A 23,309-nucleotide genomic window follows, 5' to 3' on the forward strand; every position below is an offset into this window, starting at 1 on the left:
CGGAATGAAAAAATCGTCCACCATTTTTTACGGCCTGCTGTTGCTCGGGTTGCTGGTCGCGCCCTTCATTGGGTTCTATCCGGTGTTCATGATGAAGCTGTTGTGCTTCGCACTGTTTGCCTCGGCGTTCAATTTGCTTCTGGGCTACACCGGTCTGCTGTCTTTCGGACACGCCGCGTTTTTCGGCGGTGCGGCTTACGTCACGGGTTACGTCACCAAAGCCTGGGGCTTCACGCCAGAACTGGGTTTGTTGGCAGGCGCTTTGATCGGCGCATTGCTGGGCTTGGTGTTCGGCTGGCTGGCCATTCGTCGCCAAGGCATTTACTTCGCCATGATCACTTTGGCGCTGGCGCAGATGATGTACTTTGTGGCTCTGCAAGCACCCTTCACGCATGGTGAAGACGGCCTGCAAGGTGTGCCGCGCGGCGCGCTGTTTGGTGTGATCAGCCTGGGCAACGACCTCACCATGTATTACGTCACGCTGGCGATTGTGGTGGCCGCGTTTCTGTTGATTGCACGCACCATCCACTCACCGTTTGGCCAGGTGCTCAAGGGCATCAAAGAGAACGAGCCGCGCGCCATTTCGCTAGGGTATGACGTGAACCGCTTCAAGCTCATGGCGTTCGTGATCTCGGCCGCACTCTCGGGTTTGGCTGGTTCACTTAAAACGCTTGTGCTGGGTTTCGCCACGCTGAGCGATGTGCACTGGAGCGCATCGGGCCACGTCATTCTGATGACGCTGGTGGGTGGCTTGGGCACCTTGTCCGGTCCGCTCGTGGGTTCGGCCGTGGTGGTGCTGGTGGACAACAAAGTGGGTGAGCTGGGCAACCTGCTGGCACGCCTCACCTCGGTCGACTGGTTCAACACACTGGGCGAGTCGGTCACCATCGTCACCGGGCTCATTTTTGTGCTGTGTGTATTGGCTTTCCGCCGCGGCATCATGGGCGAGACCATTGCCTGGATGGGCCGTTTGCGCAGCCGCTGAACCACGCTTGCTTGCGAAGGCGGAACTTTGAGTGCGCTACTGCAAAAACAGTAGCTCCTCTCGCTCTTGCATAGCGCCTTGGCGGCCGAAAACTCTTAAATTTTGACCACCGGCTGAATGCTTTCACGCACTTCGGCGGCAATCTCGTACGAATGCAAGCGCGCTTGGTGGTCATAGATTTGCGAGGTCAACATCAGCTCATCGGCGCCGGTGCGGCTGATGAAGTCACTCAGTGCTTTGCGCACCGTGTCGCGTCCGCCGATGGCAGAGCACGACAGCGCTTGGTCCAGCATGGCGCTGGCTTGCGGTGGCAGCATTTCCAGATAACCAGGCACTGGTGGCTGCAACATGCTGGGGCGGCCGCTGCGCAGGTTCACAAAGGCTTGTTGCTGTGAGGTGGCGAGCAGCTTGGCTTCTTCATCGGTGTCGGCCGCAAACACGTTAAAGCCCAGCATCACGTAAGGCTTCGCGAGCTGTTTGGACGGCTTGAAACGTGCGCGGTAAATCTCCACCGCCGACATCATTTGTGCGGGTGCAAAGTGCGACGCAAACGCGTAGGGCAGGCCAAACTCGGCCGCCAATTGGGCGCCAAACAGGCTCGAGCCCAAAATCCAGAACGGCACCTGCAAGCCTGCGGCTGGCACCGCGCGTATCGTTTGACCGGGGCTGACCGGGTCGAAGTAGCCCATCAGCTCCAGCACGTCTTGCGGGAATTGGTCAGAGTCGGACATCAAATCCCGGCGCAGCGCGCGGGCGGTAGCCTGGTCCGAGCCGGGGGCGCGGCCGAGTCCCAGGTCGATACGGCCTGGGAACAATGAAGCGAGGGTGCCAAATTGCTCGGCAATCACCATGGGCGAATGGTTGGGCAGCATGATGCCGCCAGCGCCCACCCGAATGCTCTTGGTGCCTGCGGCCACGTGGCCAATCACCACCGCCGTGGCGGCGCTGGCAATGCCCGGCATGCCGTGGTGTTCGGCCAACCAGTAACGCTGATAGCCCAGGGCTTCGGCGCGCTGTGCCAGGCTCAGGGTGTTGCGGAACGATTGGGCGGCGGAGCCCCCTTCGACGATGGGCGACAGGTCGAGAACGGAGAAAGGAATCATGGTGTGGGCCAACTGACTTGTAGGTTCTAACGGAGCGGGGCTAAAGGCGCGAAACGGGCAAATGCTGCCTCGGGAATACCACCGTATGTGAGTCGTTTTTCGGCGCATTCAAGAGCGCTGTTCGGCGCCATAATGCCGTCGATATGGTCCATGCTAAGTCTGTGCGGTGCTGCTTGCGCATCGCCCTTGGCAAAGTCCCTGCCGCCAGCCGTAGCAATGTGCCTGAGGCGGCATGGCTTGGGTAAATGTGGTCGGCACTGCGAAGTGCCCCGCCCTTTGGGCAAGCGTGTCCAAGGGCCGTGGCTGCGGCTCGGATGGAGCAAAAACGTTGATCCTCGACAAAAAATGATTCTCAAACGGTTTTCCAAGTGGCCCTTGAAGCTACAGATGGCCTGGGTCTTCACCGTGGTCTTGGTGGGAGTGACCTCGGTGCTGTCCCTGGCCTGGCTGAGTTTGCTGGTGCCGCGCATCGAGCGCTCGGCGGCCACGTCGCTACAGATCGTGGCGGGTAACGCAGCACGGGTGTTCAGTGACGGCTTGCACGAGCGCAGCCGCCAGATCGAGCTGTTGGCCAATACCGAGATCATGTGGAGCAACGGCCTTGACAGCGGCGATGTACGCCGCATTCTGGAACTGAGCCAAGTGTCGACGCCTGACCACAAATGGATCGGTGTGGCCAGCATGGATGGCATTGTGCGCTCGGCCACGGGCGGCTTGTTGGTGGGGCAGGATGTGGCGGCTCGGCCGTGGTTCCCGGGCGGCGCCAAGGGGACTTATGTGGGTGACGTGCACCCGGCCAAATTGCTGGCCGCCCTGCTGCCGCCGCTGGCGACCGGAGAGCCGATCCGCTTCGTCGACTTTGCGGCACCCGTGCATGTGGAAGGGCGCAAGATCGGCGTATTGACGGCGCATGGCTCTTGGGATTGGGCGCGGCAGGTGATTGAGGCGTTGCTTCCGCCGAATGCCAAGGAGCTTGGGTTGGAAGCCTTTCTGTTTGACCGCGAAGGCAACATCATTTACGCCCCTGACGGCCAAACCGAGCGTTATGCGTCGGAAGGGCAGCGTCTGCCCGACCTCAAGTCGGGCAAGCAAATCCGGCTGAAGGGTGACATCGTGGCGGCCGTGGTGCCTTGGAAAGATGGCCAGGAATATTTGACGGCCGTGGTGCGCCTGCCGGCGCGTAGTGCTGTCAGCGACTTGGGCTGGTATGTGGTCACCAGCATCCCGGTGAAGATGGCCTTTGCCGAGGTGCGTGACGCTGCCTTGATTGTGTTTGGCCTGGCCGTGATGGGGTGTTTTGTGGCGGCCGGGTTGGCCTGGTTGGCGGCAGGGCGCTTGAGTGAACACCTGTCGGTGATCAGTTCGGCTGCCTATGAGGTTACGCATGGGCACCCCGGCGCGCAGATCCCGGTGCTGCACAGCAGCTCAGACGTGCACAGGTTGTCTTCCTCGTTGCAGAGCATGACCGAGCGGCTGCAACACGTGAACGAGCAGACTGAAAAATTGGTACGCGAGCGCACACGCGAGTTGGAGGCCGCGACCCGTGAACTGGCCAACTTGGCGAGCACCGATCCGTTGACCGGACTGCTGAACCGCCGTGGCTTTGAGCCGCAGTGGAAACAAGGACTGGCCTTTGCCCTGCGCGCCGGCCACCCCATCAGTGCCTTGATGGTGGACATTGACCACTTCAAACGTGTGAACGACACCCATGGCCATGCTGTGGGAGACGACGTGATCCGTCACCTGTCACGCTTGCTGCGCGAGCGGCTGCGCTCCACCGATGTGGTCGCACGGTATGGTGGTGAAGAGTTTGCCGCCATCCTGCCCAATACCGACGCCGCCAACGCGCTGCACGTTGCGCAAATGCTGGTCGATGCCATGGCCGAACAGCCTTTGCCTGTGGTGGGGCCGGTCACCATCAGCGTAGGCGTCACCACCTTGCTGCCGGGTGTGCCGGGCGAGGTGGACCTGCTGCAGCAAGCCGACGAAGCCCTCTACAGCGCCAAACGCACGGGGCGCAACCGGGCGGTGGCGTGGTCACCGGAGCTTGCTGAGAGCGGATTGGCGGATGGCCCGGCAGGCACTGCGGCGTAGATTCAGCGCATTTGCTGAATGCCCACGCCCTAGTTGAATACTTGCGCAAACATTGCCGTGAGCAATTTGTTGCCAGATTCGCTGAGGTGGTTGTCGTCGTAAAAAAGTGCGCGCCCGGCTTTTGAGCCTCGGCAGAGCCCTTCTTCACAGAGATAGGGGAGGGGGTCGAGAATCTTCGCTCCGCAGCGGTCACGCGCCGCGTCTTGGGCGGCCAGTACTACGTCGTTGCGTTCCTTGTATGCGGCGAGCGTCATGGTGGCGTCTTGGCGTGGGCCCCATAACATCGAACGCGCGGTCTTGGGTACGTCCTTATTCATCTCGGGCAGCGGACGCACCAGGTATACGGCGTGGTGTTCTCGGAGCTTGCATATCGTTTCCGTGAGATGCTGCGCATACTCCTGCAAGTAGGCGGGCTCCGAGACTGTGTAGCGTTGAGAGAAATAAACCCAGGGAATGTTGAACTGTCCTTCAGTGAAGTTGCCGCGCAAGTAGGAACCATGGCGGTTGATGACCACTAGCGGGATGTCACTCGGCATCGTCGCCAGTTTTTGCATGGCCCAATCGACAAAGGCCTCGCACTCGTTTGTGGGCTCGCCCAAAACCTGGTGTGCCCCTTGCACAATCGGGCACGCGCTATAAGACCACTGTATGACGGACCCGGGTCGTGTAGGGGAAACTGCGGCCGCTATGCCGGTGATCATGGCGTCTGCATGGCTGTCGCCAAGCACGATGGCACGCACTGGCCCTTGACCATATTGACACGATGGCGAACTGCGCCCGACGCTGGAATGGCATTCTGTGCGGCGCGGGTTGCGATCAAAGGTGGATTGGCTGAAGCGCTCCATCTCCGGCGTGAACCTCCCCGTCACGCCGTGGGTGGCATAGATGGCTGCACCCGCAGCAAAAACCGCCAGGCTGGTGCTTGCCAGTACAGTGGCTCCTTTGCGAAGGTGCACTTTTTCAAGGCCCCTGCGCGCTGGGGTTTCCACCCAGATGTAGGAAAGATGGCCCAGCAAGAAGGTCAGGGTCAGGCCTACCGCGATGGCAGGAACGTCCTGCTGAAGGTCTGCGTAACGCAAGGCCACGGTGAGCGGCCAGTGCCACAAGTAAATGGAATAAGACCGGGTACCCACCCATTGGGCGAATGCATTGCCAGTCCAGGCGGAGCTATTTCTGGCTGCCAGCAAAACCAGGGCGGCACCCAAAGTTGGAACAATGGCCCGCCAGCCCGGCCATGGCGTTTGGCCATTCAAAAAAAAGATCGCACCCACAATCAAGCCCAGGCCGCAAAGCTCCAATGCGCGGCTTTGGCGAGCGGTCCGCGGCCATCGGTTAGCGAGTAGAAATACGCCACCGCCGGCCAGCATTTCCCAGGCACGGGTCGGCAGCAGAAAGAACGCCGCCTGGGATTTGAAAGGAGTGAGGAGCGCGCATAGCGCGTAGGACAATGCGAGGCCAATGGCCACCGTCCAGCCCAGCGAGCGACGCCCAGGCCGCCATTTCCAAACCCACATCAACGCCAACGGAAGCACCAGATAGAACTGCCACTCCACCGCCAGCGACCAGGTGTGCAGCAGCCATTTGTCGTGGGAATGGGAGTCGAAGTAACCGGTTTCTTTCCAGTAAACGATGTTGGAAATAAAAGCCAGGCTGGCAGCGCCGTGGGTGGCGAGCAGACGATAGTCAGTGGGCAGTAGCAGCTTCCATCCCAGCACAAGCAACACCGCGCATAGCACCAACAGCGCGGGCACGATGCGACGAGCGCGGGCCATGTAGAAACTGAAGACCGAAAAGCGACCGCGTTCCAAGCCTGTCGTCACGATGCCTGTCATCAACAAACCGGAGATGACGAAGAAGACATCGACCCCCACATAGCCGCCGCTGAACCCAGGTACGCCGAAGTGAAACAAGACGACGGCCAAGACGGCCCACGCACGTAGACCATTGATGTCCAGCCTGAATCCAGACATAGTGGTGGCTTCGCTTGTCATTGCGTCCTCCCGAAATCGCATGCAAGCTTATTAGTCGGTAACCTTCCGATTTACAAGCCAACATTTCATTCGAGGTCGAAATGCACCAAAACCGGTCGCGTTCACACCAGCGACCGGACCACGACTTCAGTGTTTGATGGACGCGCTCCAGCGTTGTCCCCACGGGTCGCTGGCTTGATCCAGATCGCGCCGGTGGCGCTTGGTGGGGCGGCCGTGGTCGATGCTCAACGCGGGCTCGGGTGCCAAGCGGCGTTGTTCGGCTGCGGTGGCACGGGCTTGCTGGCTTTCAGCAGTTTCTTCGTACAGGGCCTGGGCGACTGGTGCGGGGCCACGAGAGCCGCTGATGCCGCGCACCACCACTGTGCGTACGACGGGACCTTGGCGCATGGTGATGTGTTCACCCAGACGTACCTCGCGGGCCGGCTTCACGTCAAGCTCGCCAATCTGCACGCGGCCCTTGTTGATCTCTTCGGTGGCCAGCGTGCGGGTCTTGTAGAACCGAGCGGCCCAGAGCCATTTATCGAGTCGAATTTTTTCCATTAACCTTCATTCTGATGGATTGGTAGCCAGACGCCAGCGTCCAGGCCGCTAACGTGGATTTCAGTGTGGTTTTTCTGGCTTTGATCGTCGCGATTCTTCAACTGGATCGTGCCGCCCAAGGCTTGCACAATCTCAAAACAAATGGCCAGGCCCAGGCCAGAGCCAGTGCGTGCATCGCCGGGCGAAAAAGGCTGAAACAAGCGCTTGGCCAAGTCTGCAGATACACCGGGGCCGTCGTCCTGCACCAGCAGCGAGGCACCATCGGCAAAGCGCGACAGGCTCACGCGCAGTCGGCCGCCAGGCGGGCTGTGTTTGATCGCGTTGTGCAGCAGGTTGCGTGTCAACTCGCGCAGCATCCAGTCGTGCGCGCGCAGCGCGGCGTTGGCGGTTTCCAGTTCGAAGTCGAGGTCTTTGTCGGCCACCAGGGGCGACAGGTCGAGCGCCACCGCGCGGACCACATCGGCCCATTCGGTCAGTGGTGTGTCGGCCTGCTGGCGCAGTTGCTCCACCTTGGCCAGTGACAACATCTGGTTGGCCAGCGCGGTGGCGCGGTCTACCGTGCCGCTGATCTCGCGCAGTGCGGTGAGCGGCTCGATGTCGTGCCGCAGCGCAGATTGCACCTGGGTTTTCAGCACAGCCAGCGGCGTGCGCAACTGGTGGGCGGTGTCGCGCACAAAGCGTTTTTGGTGGTTCAGCAAATGCTGCAGCCGCTCCATCACGTCGTTGGTTGCAATCACCATGGGCTGCAGTTCGCGCGGGGTTTCCTGGCTGTTCAGCGGCGTGAGGTCACCTTCGGCGCGGGCTTGCAGTTGTGCGCTCAGGCGGCGCACGGGCAGGGTGGCGCGCTGCACCACGGCCACCACCACAAACGCAATCACTGCCACCAGCGCGGCTTGGCGCCAGAGCGTGCTGATCAGAATTTCGCGGGCGAGCTTATGACGCAGCGCCAATGTCTCGGCCACCTGTACGACAGCGATACCGCGCCCCTCGGTGCCCGCCACGGGTTGTAGCAGCACGGCGGCACGCACCGGCTCATCGCGGAAGGTGTCGTCGTAGAAGCTCACCAAGGCAGCGTAGGGTGGGTTCACGGGAATCTGGCCGCGCCAGAACTCAAGCTCCGAAAAGCCTGACACCATCTCGCCTTTTTGCGTCGACACGCGGTAGTAAATGCGGCTTTGGTTGTCGGCCTCAAACGCTTCGAGCGCGGCGTAGGGCACGGTGGCGCGCAGGCGCGCGTCGGCATCAAAACCCTTGACTTCCAACTGTTCGCCAATCGACTTGGCCGAGGCCAGCAAGGTGCGGTCGTAGGCAATGTTCACAGCCTTCAACGCCTGGTTGTACGAGCTGAAGGTGTTGACCACCACAAACAACACGACGGGGAGCAAGATGCCGAGCAGCAGGTACCGCCGCAACGACATCGAGCGCAGACTGAACAACTTCATTCCTGGGCTTTTAGCAGATATCCGAGGCCACGCAATGTCATCAACGCGGTGCCGGTGCGCTGCAGCTTTTTGCGCAGGCGGTAGACCACCACTTCAATGGCTTCGTACTGCACGTCCTGTTCGCCAGGAAACACCAATTCAAACAATCGCTCTTTGCTCACCGCGTGGCCGGGCTTGACCATCAGCGCCTGCATCAGCGCCAACTCGCGCGGCGTGAATTCCATGGCGTGGTCGAGGTGGTAGATGGCGCCGCTGGCACGCTCGTAGCGTAAGTCGCCCAGGCGCACCACCTTGTGTGCGGAGTCGTTCTCGTCGATCTCGGCTTGCTGGGTATTGCTGCGGCGCACCAAGGCGCGCAGGCGGGCTTCCAGTTCTTCCAGGTCGAAGGGCTTGGGCAGGTAGTCGTCGGCGCCGGCGTTCAGGCCCAGCACCCGGTCGCCGACGGTGCCGCGTGCGGTGAGGATCAGCACTGGCGTGCGCTGGCCTTGTTTGCGTGCAGCTTCGAGCACCTGCAGGCCGTCCACGTTGGGCAGCGACAGGTCGAGCATCACCACGTCGGGGCCGTAGTTCAGCCAGGCTTGCACGGCCACTGCGCCATCGGCACAGGTCTGCACCTGCATGCCGCTGCGGCTCAATGCGCGTTGCAAAGTGGCGGACATGTCGGGGTCGTCTTCAACGAGTAATAGCTTCATGGTGGTCGGATTAGAGCGCAGAGATGGCCGAGGTTCTAAGCATTTTCCCTAGTATTTTTCGACAGCCAATTGACAGGAAGCATCGGCATGATCCACTGCGTTTGTAAACCTACAAGGAGACAACTATGCGTCGTGATGAATTCATGAAGTCGCTGCTGGCACTGGCAGCGGTGGGCAGCGTGCCAATGAGCGCCCGTGCGTCCGGTACCGTGAAGATGATGATCCCCGCCAACCCAGGTGGCGGCTGGGACAGCACGGGCCGTGCACTGGGCAAATCGCTCATCGATGCCAAGGTGGCTGACACCGTGGTCTACGACAACAAGGGCGGCGCTGCTGGCGCGCTGGGTTTGTCGCAGTTCATTAACGGCAGCAAGGGCGACCCGAATGCGCTGATGGTCATGGGCTCCGTGATGGTGGGCGGCATCATCACCGGCAAGCCACCGGTGAACCTGTCGCAAGGCACGCCGCTGGCGCGCCTGACCAGCGAATACAACGTGTTTGTGTTGCCGGCCAACTCGCCTTTCAAAACCATGAAAGACGTGGTCGAGCAACTCAAGAAAGACCCTGGCAGCGTGAAGTGGGGCGGCGGTTCGCGCGGCTCTACCGAGCACATTGCCGCGGCGATGATCGCGCGCGAAGTGGGTGTGGATCCAGCCAAGATCAACTACGTCGCGTTCCGTGGCGGCGGTGAAGCCACGGCGGCCATCTTGGGCGGCAACGTGACGGTGGGCGGCAGCGGCTACAGCGAGTTTGCCGAATACATCACCACCGGCAAGATGCGCCCGATTGGCGTGACCTCGGGCGCCCGCGTCAAGGGTATCGACGTGCCCACGCTGAAAGAGCAGGGCATCAACGTTGAGATCGGCAACTGGCGCGGCGTGTATGGCGGCCCTGGCATTTCGGCCGAACAACGCAAGGCGCTGATTGACGGTTTGCTCAAGGCCACGCGCCACAAGAGCTGGCTGGAAGCCATGGACAAGAACGGCTGGACGCCAGCCTGGATGGCCGGCGACGAGTTCGGTCACTTTGTGGATAACGAGTTCGCCAGCCTGCGCGCCACGATGGTCAAGTCGGGAATGATCTGACCTGACGGGTGAACACAATACCCGCGGCCTCCACGGGCTGCGCGGTGTGCGTGGCGTAAAGGGCCGGCTGCAATGGCTGGCCCTTGAAGTTTCTTTCGAATTTTTCGGCTCTGATTTTCTAGAGTAGCCCCATGACCCTACATTCTTCTAACTCCAAAGGGCTCCAGATCGGCGTGGGTGCCGGCGTGGTGCTGGTGGCGCTGGCGCTGGGCGTTGGCGCGATCGATATTTCTTCCGAAGCTGGTTACGCCGGCGTCGGCCCCAACTTTTTGCCCTGGGTCGTGGCGGGCGCGTTGCTGCTGTGCGGCGTGCTGCTGATCCGCGAAGCCCTGACCGGTGGTTATCGCGAACTGGAAGAGGGCTCGGGTGACGAGCGTGCCAACTGGGCTGGTTTTGTGTGGCTGTCGGTCGGCCTGTTGCTGAACGCAGCGCTGATCACGGTTCTGGGTTTCATTTTGAGTTGCACCTTGTGTTTTGTGCTGGCGGTGCGCGGTTTCAAGAACTCCGAGGGGAGCCTGGACTTGAGCCTGGGCGCGCTGGTCAAAGACGCGGCGATCGGCTTTGCGATTGCGGCACCGGTGTTTTGGTTGTTTACGAAGTTGCTCGACATTAACTTGCCCGGCATTACCTCGACGGGATGGTTGTGATGGATACGCTGAATCTGCTTCTTCAAGGCTTTGCCACGGCGGCCACCCCCATCAATTTGATGTGGGCGTTTATTGGCTGCGCCATCGGCACGGCCGTGGGGGTGTTGCCCGGCATCGGCCCGGCGGTGGCGGTGGCCATGTTGCTGCCCATCACCACCAAGGTCGAGGCCACGGCCTCGCTGATCTTCTTTGCCGGTATTTACTACGGCGCCATGTACGGTGGCTCCACCACGTCGATCCTGCTGAACACGCCGGGTGAGGCGGGGTCGATGGTGACCGCGCTGGAAGGCAACAAGATGGCCAAGAGCGGTCGCGCGGGTGCTGCGTTGGCCACCTCCGCCATCGGCTCGTTTGTGGCGGGCACTATCGCCACGGTGCTGGTCACATTCTTTGCGCCGGTTTTGGCCAACTTCGCCGTGAAGCTTGGGCCGCCCGAATACTTCATGCTGATGGTGCTGGCCTTCACCACGGTGAGTGCGGTGCTGGGCAAGAGCACGTTGCGTGGTTTGACCGCGTTGTTCGTCGGTCTGGCTTTGGGCTTGATTGGTATTGACCAGATTACCGCCCAAGCACGCTACACGCTGGGTGTGCCCGAGTTGATGGACGGCATCGACGTGGTGCTGATTGCGGTGGGCCTGTTTGCCGTGGCCGAGGCTTTGTACAACGTGATGTACGAAGGCAAGGTGAAGGAAACGCGCAACGCCATGAGCAAGGTGCACATGACGCGAGAAGAGTGGAAGCGCTCATGGCCCGCCTGGCTGCGCGCCACGTTCATCGGCTTTCCGTTTGGCACCGTGCCGGCGGGCGGCAGTGAGATCCCCACCTTTTTGAGCTACGCCACCGAGAAAAAACTCTCCAAGCACAAGGAAGAGTTTGGCACCACCGGCGCCATTGAAGGTGTGGCCGGCCCCGAGGCTGCCAACAACGCGGCCATCACCGCCACGCTGATTCCGCTGTTGACGCTGGGCATTCCCACCTCCAACACCACGGCCATTTTGCTGGGCGCGTTTCAAAACTACGGCATCCAGCCAGGCCCGCAGTTGTTTGACACCAATGGCGCGTTGGTTTGGGCGCTGATTGCCTCGCTGTACATCGGCAACGTGATGCTGCTGGTGCTGAACTTGCCGTTGATCGGCTTGTGGGTGAAGATGTTGACGATTCCAAAGTCGTATCTCTACGCTGGCATCTTGATCTTCTCGACGCTGGGTGTTTATGGCATGCGCCAAAGTGCCTTTGACCTGGTGCTGTTGTACGCCTTTGGTCTGTTGGGTGTGGTGATGCGCCGCTACGACTTTCCGACGGCACCGGTGGTGGTCGGCATGATTCTGGGCCCGTTGGCCGAGGCGCAAATGCGTAACGCACTGTCGATCGGCGAAGGCAAGTGGAGCGTGTTCCTGGAGCGTCCGATGTCGCTCACGCTGATCGTGGTGGTGTTGGTGGTGCTGGTGCTGCCACGGGTATTGAAGACGCTGGCCGCGCGACGCGCCGTGGCTGGTTAGCAGGTCTTTTGGCCCCACAAAGCCGAGCGCGCGAAAGTGTGCTCGGCTTTTTGCTTTGGAGGAGCGAAAAATGGCAACTGAAAAACCTCGCGCGGGGTTTCTTGCATTGTTGAGCCGCTTGTTTGGTCGCCCCGGGGAAAACGAGCGCAAAGAGATATGCCATCACTGTGGCAAAGAGGCCAGCCTCGACAGGCGTCGCTGCCCACACTGTGGCGCACCGGTGGTGCCACGGTCGCGGTGGGACAAGCTTTAGGCGGGCCAGGCGCACGGCCAAGCTCAGCGCTTACTCCTTTCACTTTTTAAGCCATCTCTGCCCTAAAAAGCCGCACCATGTGCGGCTTTGGCTTTTCGGTTCACCAGGAAACTCACCCGCTTTCGGCTGGCACGGTGCTTGCATCTCATCTTGTATTCAAGTTTGGATGCTTTATCGTGGTGCAAAACAATCTGTCCGCTCGACCTGCTCCTGAACCTTGCGGCGAGGCCGTCGCTGAAAATGCATGGATCTCCCGTACGCCAAAGCCGATCACGGCTCTGAACTTGGCGAGCGCGAGCGCCTTACCGCTTGCTGGCCTGCGTTTCGCCGCCAAAGACAATATTGACGTGGCTGGCTTGCCCACGACAGCCGCCTGCCCCGCATTCGCCTACGAGCCGCACGCGCACGCCATCGTGGTGCAAAAGCTGCTGGATGCCGGTGCGGCGGTGTGTGGCAAAACCAATCTCGACCAATTTGCCTGCGGGCTGAACGGCACGCGCTCGCCTTATGGTGCCGTGCCGAATGCTTTCAACCCGGCCTATGTGTCGGGCGGCTCCAGTTCCGGCTCGGCCTATGTGGTGGCCACGGGCGAGGTGGACTTCGCACTCGGCACCGACACGGCGGGCTCGGGTCGCGTACCGGCGGGGCTGAACAACATCGTCGGCTTGAAGCCCTCCAAGGGCTTGGTCAGCACGCGCGGCGTGTTGCCGGCGGCGCAGAGTGTGGACTGTGTCTCGATCTTTGCGCGCACCGTGGACGTGGCCGCCAAGGTGCTGGCCAGCGCCATGGGTTATGACGCCGAAGACCCGTATTCGCGCCGCTTGCCCATGGCCTCCAAACCCTTGCCTGCGGCCTTTCGCATTGGCGTACCCAAGACCTTGGCGTTTTATGGCGATGCGCTGGCCGAAGCCGCCTTTGCCGACGCCGTGGCCCGGCTGCAAGCCATGGGCGGCAGCGTGGTGCCGGTGGACTTCGAGCCGCTGGCGCAAGCCGCGCAGTTGCTTTATGAAAGCGCACTGGTGGCCGAGCGTTACGCCGCCATCCGCAACTTCTTTGACGGCCATGCTGACGAACTGGTCGAGCCCGTGCGCAGCATCGTCGCCAAGGGCCGCCAGTACAGCGCGGCCGACCTGTGCGATGCGCAAATCCAACTGCGTGCCTTGGGCCAACACGCGGCCGCCATGTGGGCCGACATCGACCTGCTGCTGGTGCCCACCGCGCCTACGCACTACACCATTGAACAGATGCGGGCCGACCCTGTCACGCTCAACCGCAACCTGGGCGAGTACACCAACTTCGTCAATCTGCTGGACTACGCAGCGCTCTCGGTACCGAGCGCCATCCGACCCGATGGCTTGCCGTTTGGCATCACGCTGATCGGCCCTTGCGGCAGCGACTGGCAGTTGGCTGACCTGGGCCAGCGCTACCACCACGCCACGGGCTTGACCCAGGGCGCGACAGGCGAGCCGTTGCCCGCCCCGGGCGAGATTGCCGGCCTGGTACCTGACGTCACCGACGGCTTGATTCAAGTTGCCGTGGTGGGCGCGCATCTTTCAGGCATGCCGCTGAACAAACAACTCACCGAGCGCGGTGCCACGCTGGTGCGGGCCACTGAAACGGCACGCGACTACAGGCTGTTTGCGCTACCCAACACCACACCACCCAAGCCGGGTTTGTTGCGTGTGGTCACGGGCCTTGGGCACAACATTGCCATTGAGATCTGGCAGATGCCGGCCACGGCCTTTGGTTCGTTTGTGGCGCTGATTCCAGCGCCGCTGGGCATCGGCACTTTGCGTTTGATCGACGGCAGCACGGTGCAAGGTTTCATCTGCGAGCCGCTGGATTTAAACGAGGCGCGCGATGTGTCCAGCTTTGGTGGCTGGCGCGCCTACATCGCGGCGGTGGCTGCGGCGGCGGCAGACAGCACCGTCAATTAATCCCCCGCAGAACGCGCTACAGGTTTCACTTTCATTCCATTTCCGTATCCGATTTCAAGCCTAGGAGAAGTCATGACGTTCGCTCACCCCACCCAGCCACTCAACCCCGTTGGTGCCAAGCGCCGCTCGGTGCTCAAAAGTGTGGCCGCTGTAGCCGCGACCGGCGCGCTGGGCATGCCCGCCTTGGTGCGTGCCCAAGCCGGCCCGAAGATCCGTGTGGGGTACTGGCCCATCGCGGCAGGCTTGCCGTTCTACGCCGCCGTGGAACTGGGTTACTTCAAAGAAGCTGGGCTGGATGTAGAAGTGCAGCGCCACGCCGGTGCGCAGCAGATCATGGAAGCCATGTTGTCTGAGCGTTGCGACGGCAGCGCCAACGGCACGGGCTCGGCCAACATTGCCATCGGTGAAATTGCCGCGCCCGGCTCGTTCAAGATCTTTTGCTCCAACCCCAGCAATGTGAAGAACGTGCTCGACCAGGTGCTGGTGCCTACCGCCAGCACTGCCAAGACGATTGCCGACCTGAAAGGTAAACGCGTCGCCTCGGGCCCCGGCATTCAAAACGTCACGCTCGCCAAAACCGTGCTGGAGCGCGGCGGTGCCACCGGTGCCACCGTCGTCGAACTGCCGATTGCGCAACACGTGGCTTCGTTGGCCGCAGGCCAGGTGGACGGTTGCTACACGCTGGAGCCCACGGGCACCATCGGCCGCCTGAACGGCACCACACGTGTGCTCGAAGCGGGTGTGATCGCCAAATACATTCTGGGCGACGCCATGGCGCCGTGGTTCGGTGGCTCGGCCTCGCTCACCGGCGCCTTCATCAAGAAGAACCCGGCCGAGGCGAAGAAATTCATTGCCGCTTACGGCAAAGGCGTGGCCTACGTGCGCAGCAAGCCCGCCGAGGCGCGCCAGTTCTTGAAGGGCTACACCGCCATCGAAGGCCCGCTCACCGGCGAAGTACCGCTGGCGGCCTACACCATGTACAACGAGTTCACGCCCGCCGATGTGGCGCACTTCCAGAAGTTCTTCGACCTGTTTGCCGAGAAGGGCATCTTCTCGTCGCGCTTGATGGTCGACTCGATGCTCTACAAGGGGTAAACCATGTCGGACGCCACTACCCAGGCCGTGGCCGGCAAGCCTTGGTCGCCACCGGCCACACCGGCGGCGCAAAGTGCACCGCCCAAAACACCGCTATGGAGCCGTGCACTCCCGGTGATCGGCCCCATCGTGCTGTTCATCGTGTGGGACTTGGTGGTGCGCTTGGGCTTCATCAAAGCCTTGCTGCTGCCCACACCGGCCGACACCTTGGCCACGCTGATCACCGGCCTGGCCGGTGGCCCTTTGCTCACCGACTTTGCGGTGACGGTGTGGCGCACGCTGCAGGCGTTCTTGATCGCCGCTGTGGTGGGCGTGCCTTTGGGCGTGGTGCTCGGCAGCAACGAACGCGCTTACCGCAGCGTGGAGTTTCTGATCGACTTTTTTCGCTCCACACCTTCGTCTGCTCTCATCCCCTTGTTCCTGATGATCTTTGGTGTGTCGGACATCAACAAGGTGGCCATCGCCGCTTTCGGTGCCGTGCTCATCGTGATCTTCAACAGCGCCTACGGTGTGATCAACGCACGCAAACAACGCGTGATGGCGGCCAAGGTCATGGGCGCATCACGCTGGCAAATCTTCCGCGACGTGTTGATCTGGGAAAGCCTGCAACCCAGCTTTGTGGGCCTGCGCTCGGCCGTGTCGATGGCGCTGGTGATTGTGATCGTGGCCGAGATGTTCATCGGCTCCGACAGTGGCCTGGGCCACCGCATCATCAACGCGCAGCAGGTGATGAACGTGAAAGACATGTACGCGTCGATCTTGTCGGCGGGTGCGCTGGGCTATGCGCTCAATATTTTGTTCTTGGTGGGTGAACGCAAAATCGTGCATTGGAGTGGAAGATGAGTGCAGTCCTCAATGGCCCCGTGTTTGCCGATGTGCCCAAGGCGGCATTTCAACCCGGCCCGGCCGGCACCCACATCACCATCCGTGGCCTGACCAAATACTTCGCCGGTTGGCCGCTGTACGAGAACTTTGATCTCGACATTCCGAAGAACAAAATCGTCTCGGTGTTCGGCCCCAACGGCTGCGGCAAAAGCACGCTGATCAACATGATTGCCGGGCTGATTCCCATCGACGCAGGCGAGATTTTGTTCGATGGCAAAAGCCTCAAAGACACGAAGATCGGCTACGTGTTCCAGAACTACCGCGAGGCCATGTTCCCGTGGATGCGCACCATCGACAACATCGCCTATCCGCTGAAGCTGGAAGGGCGCAGCAAGGCCGAGGTCGACCGGCGCATGGAAGAACTGGTGGCCTCGTTCGACGTGAAGTTTGACCTGCGCCGCTTCCCCTACGAGTTGTCGGGCGGGCAGCAGCAAACCGCGTCCATCATGCGTGCGCTGGCGCCCAAGCCCGAGGTGCTGTTCCTGGACGAACCTTTCTCCGCCCTCGATTTCGAGATGACCTTGTTCATCCGCGAGAAGCTGCAAGAAGTATTCATGCAGACGGGCACGACAATGCTGCTGGTGTCGCACGACCTGGAAGAAGCCGTGTACCTGGCCGACGAGGTGCTGCTGCTGACCAAGCGCCCGACACGTGTGGCAGAGATCTTGCCTTACACCGATGCGCGCCCGCGCACCGTGGCCACGTTGTCTGAACCCAGCTTCATCCACGCCAAAAAACGCAGCCTGGAGATCTTCCAGAGAGAGGTACGCAGATGACCGTTTTAACCCCCGCGCAGATCGAAGCCTATGTGGACGCGACCGCTGCCGCGCTCGACTTGCCACTGGCCCCCGAACACCGCCCCGGCGTGCTGCAGTTCTTTGCGCTCGCCGCCGGCATGGCCGCACTGACCGAAGCCGTAGACCTGGCACCGCACGATGAATCTGCCGTGCATTTTTCTCCGATAGAACCGATGCCCGGAAGTGCGCGTGGGGTGGACGCATGATGCAAAACACCGACGTCACCACTTCTGCCGATGAACTGCTGCTGGCCGACGGCGCCGCCATGGCCGACGCTGTGCGCGAGGGCCGCACAACCGCCCGCGCCCTGGTGCAAGCCAGCCTGGCGCGCATCGCGGTGACCGATGAACAAGTCAACGCCTTCACCGACCTGGTGCAAGACCGCGCCTTGGCACGCGCCGACGCAATTGACGCCCAATTGGCCTCTGGCGATGCCGACGGCGTGTGTGATCTGCCTCTGCTCGGCGTGCCGTTCGCCGTGAAGAACCTGTTCGACATCGACGGCTTGCGCACACGCGCGGGCTCGAAGATCGAGCGCGACGCCGCACCCGCGCAAGCCGATGCTGTGCTGGTGCAACGCCTCGAAGCGGCCGGCGCCGTGCTGGTGGGCGCGCTCAACATGGACGAATACGCCTACGGCTTCACCACCGAGAACAGCCACGAAGGCCCGGTGCGCAACCCGCACGATCCGAGCCGTATTGCGGGCGGATCTTCCGGTGGATCGGGCGGGGCAGTGGCCGCAGGGCAGGTGCCTTTCACGCTGGGGTCTGACACCAATGGCTCCATCCGTGTGCCCGCGTCGCTGTGCGGCGTGTTCGGCCTGAAGCCGACTTTCGGCCGCTTGCCGCGCACCGGTAGCTACCCCTTCATCTCCAGCCTGGACCACCTCGGCCCCCTGGCGCGCTCGGTGCGCGACTTGGCACTGAGCTACGACGCCATGCAAGGCCCCGAAGCTGGTGCCGGTGGCCCCGGTGCGTTATGGGATCCGGGCTGTGCGCAGCGCGTGGCGGAACCTGTGACCGCGCAACTCGGCTTTGGGGTGCGCAGCCTGCGCATCGGCATATTGGGCGGCTATTTTCAAGACAACGCCAAAGCCGAAGCGCTGACCGCGCTGCAACGCGTGGCCGATGCTTTGAGCGCCACCGAAACCCTGGAGCTGCCGCTGGTGGAAGCCGGCCGTGCGGCGGCTTTCTTGATCACCAACGCCGAAGGCGGCTCGCTGCATTTGCCGGACTTGCGCAGGCGCGCGGCCGACTTCGAGCCGCTGTCGCGCGACCGCTTTCTGGCCGGCGCTTTGTTGCCTGCGGCCTGGGTGGCGCGCGCCCAACGCGTGCGCCGCGTGTACGCCCAAGCCGTGGCGCGCACGTTTGAGCACTTCGACATCTTGCTGGCCCCCGCCACGCCGTGCGCCGCCACGCCCATCGGCACCGAAACCCTGAGCTTGGGCCAAGGTGCCAATGCCAAACGCGTGCCGCTACGCCCCAGCATGGGTTTGCTGACGCAACCGTTTTCGGCCATTGGCCTGCCGGTGTGCGCCGTGCCGGTGTGGGATGCGCACCCCTCGCTGCCGATTGGCGTGCAGGTGATCGCGGCGCCGTGGCGTGAAGACCTGGCTTTGCGCGTGGCCGCGTTCTTGGAAGCCCAAGGTGTGGTTAGCGCACCAGTGGCAAGCTGAGGCTGCTCTCATTTTTGATATCAATAGAAACGTAAGAGACATGACGACACCTTCCCCTGACCACGCCATCAACCTGCCAGAAGTCCTGGCCGAAGTCACCGCCGTGTTCGCTCAATACGAACACGCGTTGGTGCACAACGAGGTGGAGGTGCTGGACGCACTGTTTTGGAACAGCCCGCACACGCTGCGCTACGGCGCAGGTGAAAACCTTTACGGCTTTGACGCCATCCAGGCGTTTCGCAAGGCGCGCCCGGCGCAGGGTTTGGCGCGCACCGTTTTGAAGACCGCCATCACCACTTATGGGCGCGACTTCGCCACCACCAACATCGAGTTCCAGCGCGAAGGCTCGGCCAAAGTCGGGCGCCAAAGCCAAACCTGGCTGCGTTTGCCCGAGGGCTGGAAGGTGGTGTCGGCCCATGTCAGCCTGATGAGCTGACGCCGTTTCTCGCAACCCAGACCACGCCGTTAACCCCGCAGCTAATCAGATTGAAATCTGCAGCGGCGGTAGGCACGACATTTGCATTCATTCATGTATCCAAGATGGAATTCTGAAAAAACCCAGAATCCGCACCATTTCGAATCACTGCTGAATCACTTTTCGTAACTGTCTTAACTGCATTAACTGTCTGAACGGAGAAGCACCATGGCCGAACAAAAGATCAACCGTCGCGAGTCCCTTAAATCTTTGGCTGCGGTCAGCGCCGTGGGCAGTTTGGCCGGGTGGGGCAGCTTGGCCCAAGCCCAAACACCGCTGACGGTGGGTGTGATCTACGTCGGCCCGCGCGACGACTACGGCTACAACCAGGCGCACGCCCAGGCAGCGGCCGAAATCAAGAAGATGCCCGGCATCAAGGTGGTGGAAGAAGAGAACGTGCCCGAGACCGCCGCCGTGCAAAAAACCATGACCGGCATGATTGCGCAAGACGGCGCCAAGCTGCTGTTCCCCACATCCTTCGGCTACTTCGATCCGCACATCCTTGCGCTGGCGCCCAAATACACCGACGTGCGGTTCTCGCATTGCGGCGGCATGTGGACGGAAGGCAAACACCCGAAAAACGTGGGCAGCTTCTTCGGCTACATCGACGAATGCCAATACATCAACGGCGTGATCGCTGGCCACATGAGCAAAAGCGGCAAAATCGCCTTTGTGGCGGCCAAACCCATTCCGCAAGTGCTGCGCAACATCAACGCGTTTTTGATGGGCGCGCGCTCGGTCAAGCCGGGCATCACCTGCAGTGTGATCTTCACCGGCGACTGGTCAATGGCGGTGAAAGAAGCCGAAGCCACCAACAGCCTGGCCGACCAAGGCTGCGACGTGTTCACCATGCACGTCGACGGCCCGAAGGTGATTGTGGAAACCGCCGCCAAGCGCGGCAAGATGGTGTGCGGCTACCACGCCAGCCAGGCCAAACTGGCGCCCCAGGCCTACCTCACGGGCGCCGAGTGGAACTGGCTCACGGCCTACAAAACCATCATCGACGCGGCGCAAGCCGGCAAGCCACACCCCAACTTCTTGCGCGGTGGCCTGAAAGAAGGTTTTGTGAAGATGTCGCCCTACGGCCCCGCCGTGACCGACGCGGCCAAGAAAAACGCCGACGACATCAAGGCCAAGATGATTGCCGGCACGTTCGACATCTTCAAAGGCCCGCTCAAAGACAACAAGGGCAACGTCGTCATCCCGGCCGGCAAAGTGTTCAAGCAAACCGACCTCGAGTTGGAAAAGATGAACTACCTGGTGGAAGGTGTGTTGGGCTCGGCTTGAGGTTGTGATGAAGTGAATGCATTGGCCGGGCGCGCCCTGGCCGATGAATTGCTAGTGCGTCTTATCAGTCATTAATAGGGTTTGCCATGCACAAGCTCCTCGTAGATATTGGCCTGCCGGTCGGCGCCATCGCGCTGGCGCTGCTGTTGTTTGGTGGGCTGGTGTCGTTTGCCGGGGTCAACCCGCTGGATGTGTGGTCGGTGTTGTTCCAAGGCGCGTTCGGCAGTTGGTTCTCTTGGCAGAACACGCTGCAGCGTGCGGCACCCTTGATGCTCACCGCCCTGTGCGTCGCCATTCCGGCGCGCGCGGGTTTGACCATCATCGGTGGCGAAGGCGCCATGGTGCTCGGCGGCCTGGCCTGCGCGGCTTTGCCCATGGCCATCACCTTGCCGAACAACATGTTGGGCACCGTGCTGCTGTGTGTCGCCGGTGCGCTGGCGGGCGGTGCGTGGATCGCTTTGGCCGGCTGGCTGCGCCAGGCGCGCGGTATCAACGAGACCATCAGCAGCTTGCTCTTGGCCTACGTGGCGATTGGCCTGTTCAAACATTTGGTGGAAGGGCCGCTGCGCGACCCGGCAAGCCTGAACAAACCGTCTACCCCCACGCTAAAAGATGGTCTGCTGATCGGCGGCATTGGCGGCTCGGACGTGCATTGGGGCCTGGTGATCGGCGCCGTCGCCTGCATCGGCTTTTGGGCCTGGCTGCGCTGGACGCCCTCTGGTTTTTCCATCCGAGTGGTGGGCGGCAACACGCGCACCGCGCAACTCATGGGTTTGCCCGCATCCACGCTGGTGGTGGCCGGTGCCGGCCTGGGCGGCGCTTGCGCGGGTGTGGCGGGTGCGGTGGAAGTGGCGGCGGTGCACACCTCCGCCAACGCTTCGCTGATTGCGGGTTACGGCTACGCGGGCATTCTGGTGTCGTTCATGGCGCGGCATAACCCGTTGGCCATCATTCCGGTGGCGATTCTGTTTGGCGGGTTTGGTGCCGCGGGCAGTTTGCTGCAACGCCGTTTGGGCTTGCCCGACGCCTCGGTGCTGGTGCTGCAAGGCATTGCGTTTGTGTTGATTCTGGCCAGCGAAGTGCTGCGCCATGTGGATCTGAAACCCATGTTTGAAAAGCTGCGCCGCCTGCGCGGGCCAGAACCTTCGATTGATCCTTTGCAATGGGGGCCCATGCCATGAGCTTGACCAACGACCAATGGGTGGCCATGGCCGCCGGCATCATCGGCGGCGGCATGCGGGTGGGCGTGCCGTTCCTGTTCGTCAGTCTGGGTGAATGTTTGACCGAGAAGTCGGGCCGCATCAACCTGGGACTGGAAGGTGTGTTGGTGTTCTCCGCCATGGCCGCTTTTGGCGGCGCCTACCTCACGGGCTCGCCGTGGCTGGGCGTGCTGCTCGGCGCGCTGGTTGGCGCCATGTTGGCGGCGTTGCACGGCGTGTTGTGCTCGCTGCCGGGGGTGAACGACATTGCCACCGGCATTGCGCTGATGATGCTGGGCACGGGTCTGGCGTTTTATTTGGGTAAGCCCCTCATCCAGCCGCAGGCGCCACAAATTCCGTCCATTCCTCTGGGCTGGTGGAGCGACTCGCAAGTAGTGCGCGCCGCGTTGGAGATCAACGCCTTGCTGCCGATTGGTTTGCTGGTGGCGGTGGCCTTGTGGTGGGCCTTTGCCAACACCCGCTTGGGCCTGTTGGTGCGCTTGGCAGGTGACTCGGCCAACGCTGCGCGGGCGCTCGGCTACCCGGTGAACGGCACGCGCATTGCGGCCACCACGGTGGGCGGTTTCATTGCCGGGTTGGGCGGCGCTTCGCTGAGTTTGTTTTACCCCGGCAGTTGGAACGAAGGCATCTCCAGCGGCCAAGGTTTGATTGCCGTGGCGCTGGTGATTTTTGCGCGCTGGAGCCCGCTGCGTTGTGTGGGCGCGGCCTTCTTGTTTGGCGCGGCTGGCGCTCTGGGCCCTGCGTTGCAGTCGATTGGTGTGGGCTGGGGCTACCACTTGTTCAACACCGTGCCCTACGTGCTCACGCTGGTCATTTTGGTGGTGAGCTGCAAACCTGGTACGGCGGCGCAAGGCAGCCCGGGTGAGCTGTCGATGCGCTAACGCTTGTCAACTAATTGATGCCATGAAGACTTTCTCCTCGGTGCAAGCCAAACCTTACCAGTGGCCCTGGAACGGCGACCTGCGTGCCGCCAACACGGCGCTGATCTTGATCGACATGCAGATCGACTTTTGCGGCGTGGGCGGCTACGTCGACAAGATGGGGTACGACATCTCGCTCACCCGTGCCCCCATCGCACCGCTGCGCACGCTGCTGGAAGTAGCCCGCGCCAAGGCCTTGATGGTGATCCACACGCGTGAAGGGCACCGGCCTGATTTGTCCGACTTGCCAGCCAACAAACGCTGGCGCTCGCAGCAGATTGGCACAGGCGGCGTGGGCATTGGCGACGCCGGGCCGTGCGGGCGCATTCTGGTGCGCGGCGAGCCGGGTTGGGAGTTGATCCCAGAGTTGGCGCCACTACCGGGCGAGGTGGTCATCGACAAGCCGGGCAAGGGCTCGTTTTACGCCACTGATCTGGACATGGTGCTGCGTCAGGCGGGCATTCAAAACATCATCCTCACCGGCATCACCACCGACGTGTGTGTGCACACCACCATGCGCGACGCCAACGACCGGGGTTATGAATGCCTGCTGCTGTCGGACTGCACGGCCGCCACCGACCCAGGCAACCACCAGGCGGCGTTGAACATGATCACCATGCAGGGCGGCGTGTTCGGCGCGCATGCCCGTTCTGACGCGCTGCTCGCGGCGCTCAATGCCTAGCTGAA

Annotated in this window: 22 protein-coding genes; 17 read left to right on the forward strand and 5 right to left on the reverse strand. The window is 61.9% G+C overall.

The window, feature by feature from the left end; translation table 11 throughout:
- The first annotated feature begins 4 nt into the window (after positions 1-4).
- Entirely contained in the window at positions 5-985 is a 981-nt protein-coding gene (locus ACPWMG_RS09205; protein WP_483304338.1) for a branched-chain amino acid ABC transporter permease, read from the forward strand.
- A gap of 95 nt (positions 986-1,080) precedes the next feature.
- On the opposite strand, the gene ACPWMG_RS09210 is transcribed toward ACPWMG_RS09205, so the two are convergent.
- Entirely contained in the window at positions 1,081-2,088 is a 1,008-nt protein-coding gene (locus ACPWMG_RS09210; protein ID WP_483304339.1) for an LLM class flavin-dependent oxidoreductase, read from the reverse strand.
- A 375-nt stretch (positions 2,089-2,463) separates the two neighbouring features.
- Between ACPWMG_RS09210 and ACPWMG_RS09215 the strand changes: the two genes are divergently transcribed.
- Complete coding sequence (locus tag ACPWMG_RS09215; RefSeq protein ID WP_483304340.1) at positions 2,464-4,182, forward strand: sensor domain-containing diguanylate cyclase; 1,719 nt, start codon at positions 2,464-2,466, stop codon at positions 4,180-4,182.
- Between the two features lie 29 nt (positions 4,183-4,211).
- Here the strand turns inward: ACPWMG_RS09215 and ACPWMG_RS09220 are convergent, their stop codons facing one another.
- The 4 genes from ACPWMG_RS09220 to ACPWMG_RS09235 form a co-directional block, all read right to left on the reverse strand.
- The gene (locus ACPWMG_RS09220; RefSeq protein WP_483304341.1) at positions 4,212-6,173 is read right to left on the reverse strand and encodes an acyltransferase family protein; all 1,962 of its coding nucleotides are present in this window, start codon (positions 6,171-6,173) and stop codon (positions 4,212-4,214) included.
- Between the two features lie 126 nt (positions 6,174-6,299).
- On the reverse strand, positions 6,300-6,713 hold the full coding sequence (locus ACPWMG_RS09225) for an RNA-binding S4 domain-containing protein (protein WP_483304342.1): 414 nt from the start codon (positions 6,711-6,713) through the stop codon (positions 6,300-6,302).
- Positions 6,713-8,155, reverse strand: a complete 1,443-nt coding sequence (locus tag ACPWMG_RS09230; protein ID WP_483304343.1) for a sensor histidine kinase — start codon at positions 8,153-8,155, stop codon at positions 6,713-6,715. Before ACPWMG_RS09230 ends, ACPWMG_RS09225 begins: the two co-directional genes overlap by 1 nt.
- Positions 8,152-8,847, reverse strand: a complete 696-nt coding sequence (locus ACPWMG_RS09235) for a response regulator (RefSeq protein ID WP_483304344.1) — start codon at positions 8,845-8,847, stop codon at positions 8,152-8,154. Before ACPWMG_RS09235 ends, ACPWMG_RS09230 begins: the two co-directional genes overlap by 4 nt.
- A 125-nt stretch (positions 8,848-8,972) precedes the next feature.
- Between ACPWMG_RS09235 and ACPWMG_RS09240 the strand changes: the two genes are divergently transcribed.
- The 15 genes from ACPWMG_RS09240 (at position 8,973) to biuH (ending at position 23,304) form a co-directional block, all read left to right on the forward strand.
- Entirely contained in the window at positions 8,973-9,932 is a 960-nt protein-coding gene (locus ACPWMG_RS09240; RefSeq protein WP_483304345.1) for a Bug family tripartite tricarboxylate transporter substrate binding protein, read from the forward strand.
- 131 nt (positions 9,933-10,063) lie between these two features.
- Positions 10,064-10,579, forward strand: a complete 516-nt coding sequence (locus tag ACPWMG_RS09245) for a tripartite tricarboxylate transporter TctB family protein (RefSeq protein ID WP_483304346.1) — start codon at positions 10,064-10,066, stop codon at positions 10,577-10,579.
- Entirely contained in the window at positions 10,579-12,078 is a 1,500-nt protein-coding gene (locus ACPWMG_RS09250) for a tripartite tricarboxylate transporter permease (protein ID WP_483304347.1), read from the forward strand. The genes ACPWMG_RS09245 and ACPWMG_RS09250 overlap by 1 nt, the downstream gene beginning before the upstream one ends.
- 70 nt (positions 12,079-12,148) lie before the next feature.
- A complete protein-coding gene (locus ACPWMG_RS09255; RefSeq protein WP_483304348.1) occupies positions 12,149-12,331 on the forward strand; it encodes a zinc-ribbon domain-containing protein in 183 nt (60 codons plus the stop codon).
- A 284-nt stretch (positions 12,332-12,615) separates the two neighbouring features.
- Positions 12,616-14,268: an allophanate hydrolase gene (gene atzF, locus ACPWMG_RS09260; RefSeq protein ID WP_483304349.1), complete on the forward strand. Its 1,653-nt coding sequence runs from the start codon at positions 12,616-12,618 to the stop codon at positions 14,266-14,268.
- 72 nt (positions 14,269-14,340) lie between these two features.
- Entirely contained in the window at positions 14,341-15,363 is a 1,023-nt protein-coding gene (locus ACPWMG_RS09265) for an ABC transporter substrate-binding protein (protein ID WP_483304350.1), read from the forward strand.
- Positions 15,364-15,366: 3 nt separating this feature from the next.
- Complete coding sequence (locus tag ACPWMG_RS09270) at positions 15,367-16,206, forward strand: ABC transporter permease (RefSeq protein WP_483304351.1); 840 nt, start codon at positions 15,367-15,369, stop codon at positions 16,204-16,206.
- Positions 16,203-17,024 (forward strand): ABC transporter ATP-binding protein, encoded by an 822-nt coding sequence (locus ACPWMG_RS09275; protein WP_483304352.1) that lies wholly within the window; start codon positions 16,203-16,205, stop codon positions 17,022-17,024. Before ACPWMG_RS09270 ends, ACPWMG_RS09275 begins: the two co-directional genes overlap by 4 nt.
- Positions 17,021-17,251: a DUF4089 domain-containing protein gene (locus tag ACPWMG_RS09280; protein WP_483304353.1), complete on the forward strand. Its 231-nt coding sequence runs from the start codon at positions 17,021-17,023 to the stop codon at positions 17,249-17,251. The genes ACPWMG_RS09275 and ACPWMG_RS09280 overlap by 4 nt, the downstream gene beginning before the upstream one ends.
- Positions 17,251-18,720 carry an AtzE family amidohydrolase gene (locus tag ACPWMG_RS09285; RefSeq protein ID WP_483305214.1) on the forward strand — a complete coding sequence of 490 codons (1,470 nt, stop codon included), beginning with the start codon at positions 17,251-17,253 and terminating at the stop codon, positions 18,718-18,720. Before ACPWMG_RS09280 ends, ACPWMG_RS09285 begins: the two co-directional genes overlap by 1 nt.
- Before the next feature lie 40 nt (positions 18,721-18,760).
- Positions 18,761-19,156: an oxalurate catabolism protein HpxZ gene (gene hpxZ / locus ACPWMG_RS09290; protein ID WP_483304354.1), complete on the forward strand. Its 396-nt coding sequence runs from the start codon at positions 18,761-18,763 to the stop codon at positions 19,154-19,156.
- Positions 19,157-19,363: 207 nt separating this feature from the next.
- Entirely contained in the window at positions 19,364-20,482 is a 1,119-nt protein-coding gene (locus ACPWMG_RS09295; protein ID WP_483304355.1) for a BMP family ABC transporter substrate-binding protein, read from the forward strand.
- Between the two features lie 86 nt (positions 20,483-20,568).
- A complete protein-coding gene (locus ACPWMG_RS09300) occupies positions 20,569-21,663 on the forward strand; it encodes an ABC transporter permease (RefSeq protein ID WP_483304356.1) in 1,095 nt (364 codons plus the stop codon).
- 2 nt (positions 21,664-21,665) lie between these two features.
- Entirely contained in the window at positions 21,666-22,583 is a 918-nt protein-coding gene (locus tag ACPWMG_RS09305) for an ABC transporter permease (protein ID WP_483305215.1), read from the forward strand.
- A gap of 22 nt (positions 22,584-22,605) precedes the next feature.
- Complete coding sequence (gene biuH / locus ACPWMG_RS09310; protein WP_483304357.1) at positions 22,606-23,304, forward strand: biuret amidohydrolase; 699 nt, start codon at positions 22,606-22,608, stop codon at positions 23,302-23,304.
- The last annotated feature ends 5 nt before the right edge of the window (positions 23,305-23,309 follow it).

It is taken from the genome of Hydrophilobacter chitinilyticus (assembly GCF_049860745.1).
In the GTDB taxonomy this organism is placed as follows: domain Bacteria; phylum Pseudomonadota; class Gammaproteobacteria; order Burkholderiales; family Burkholderiaceae_C; genus Rhodoferax_B.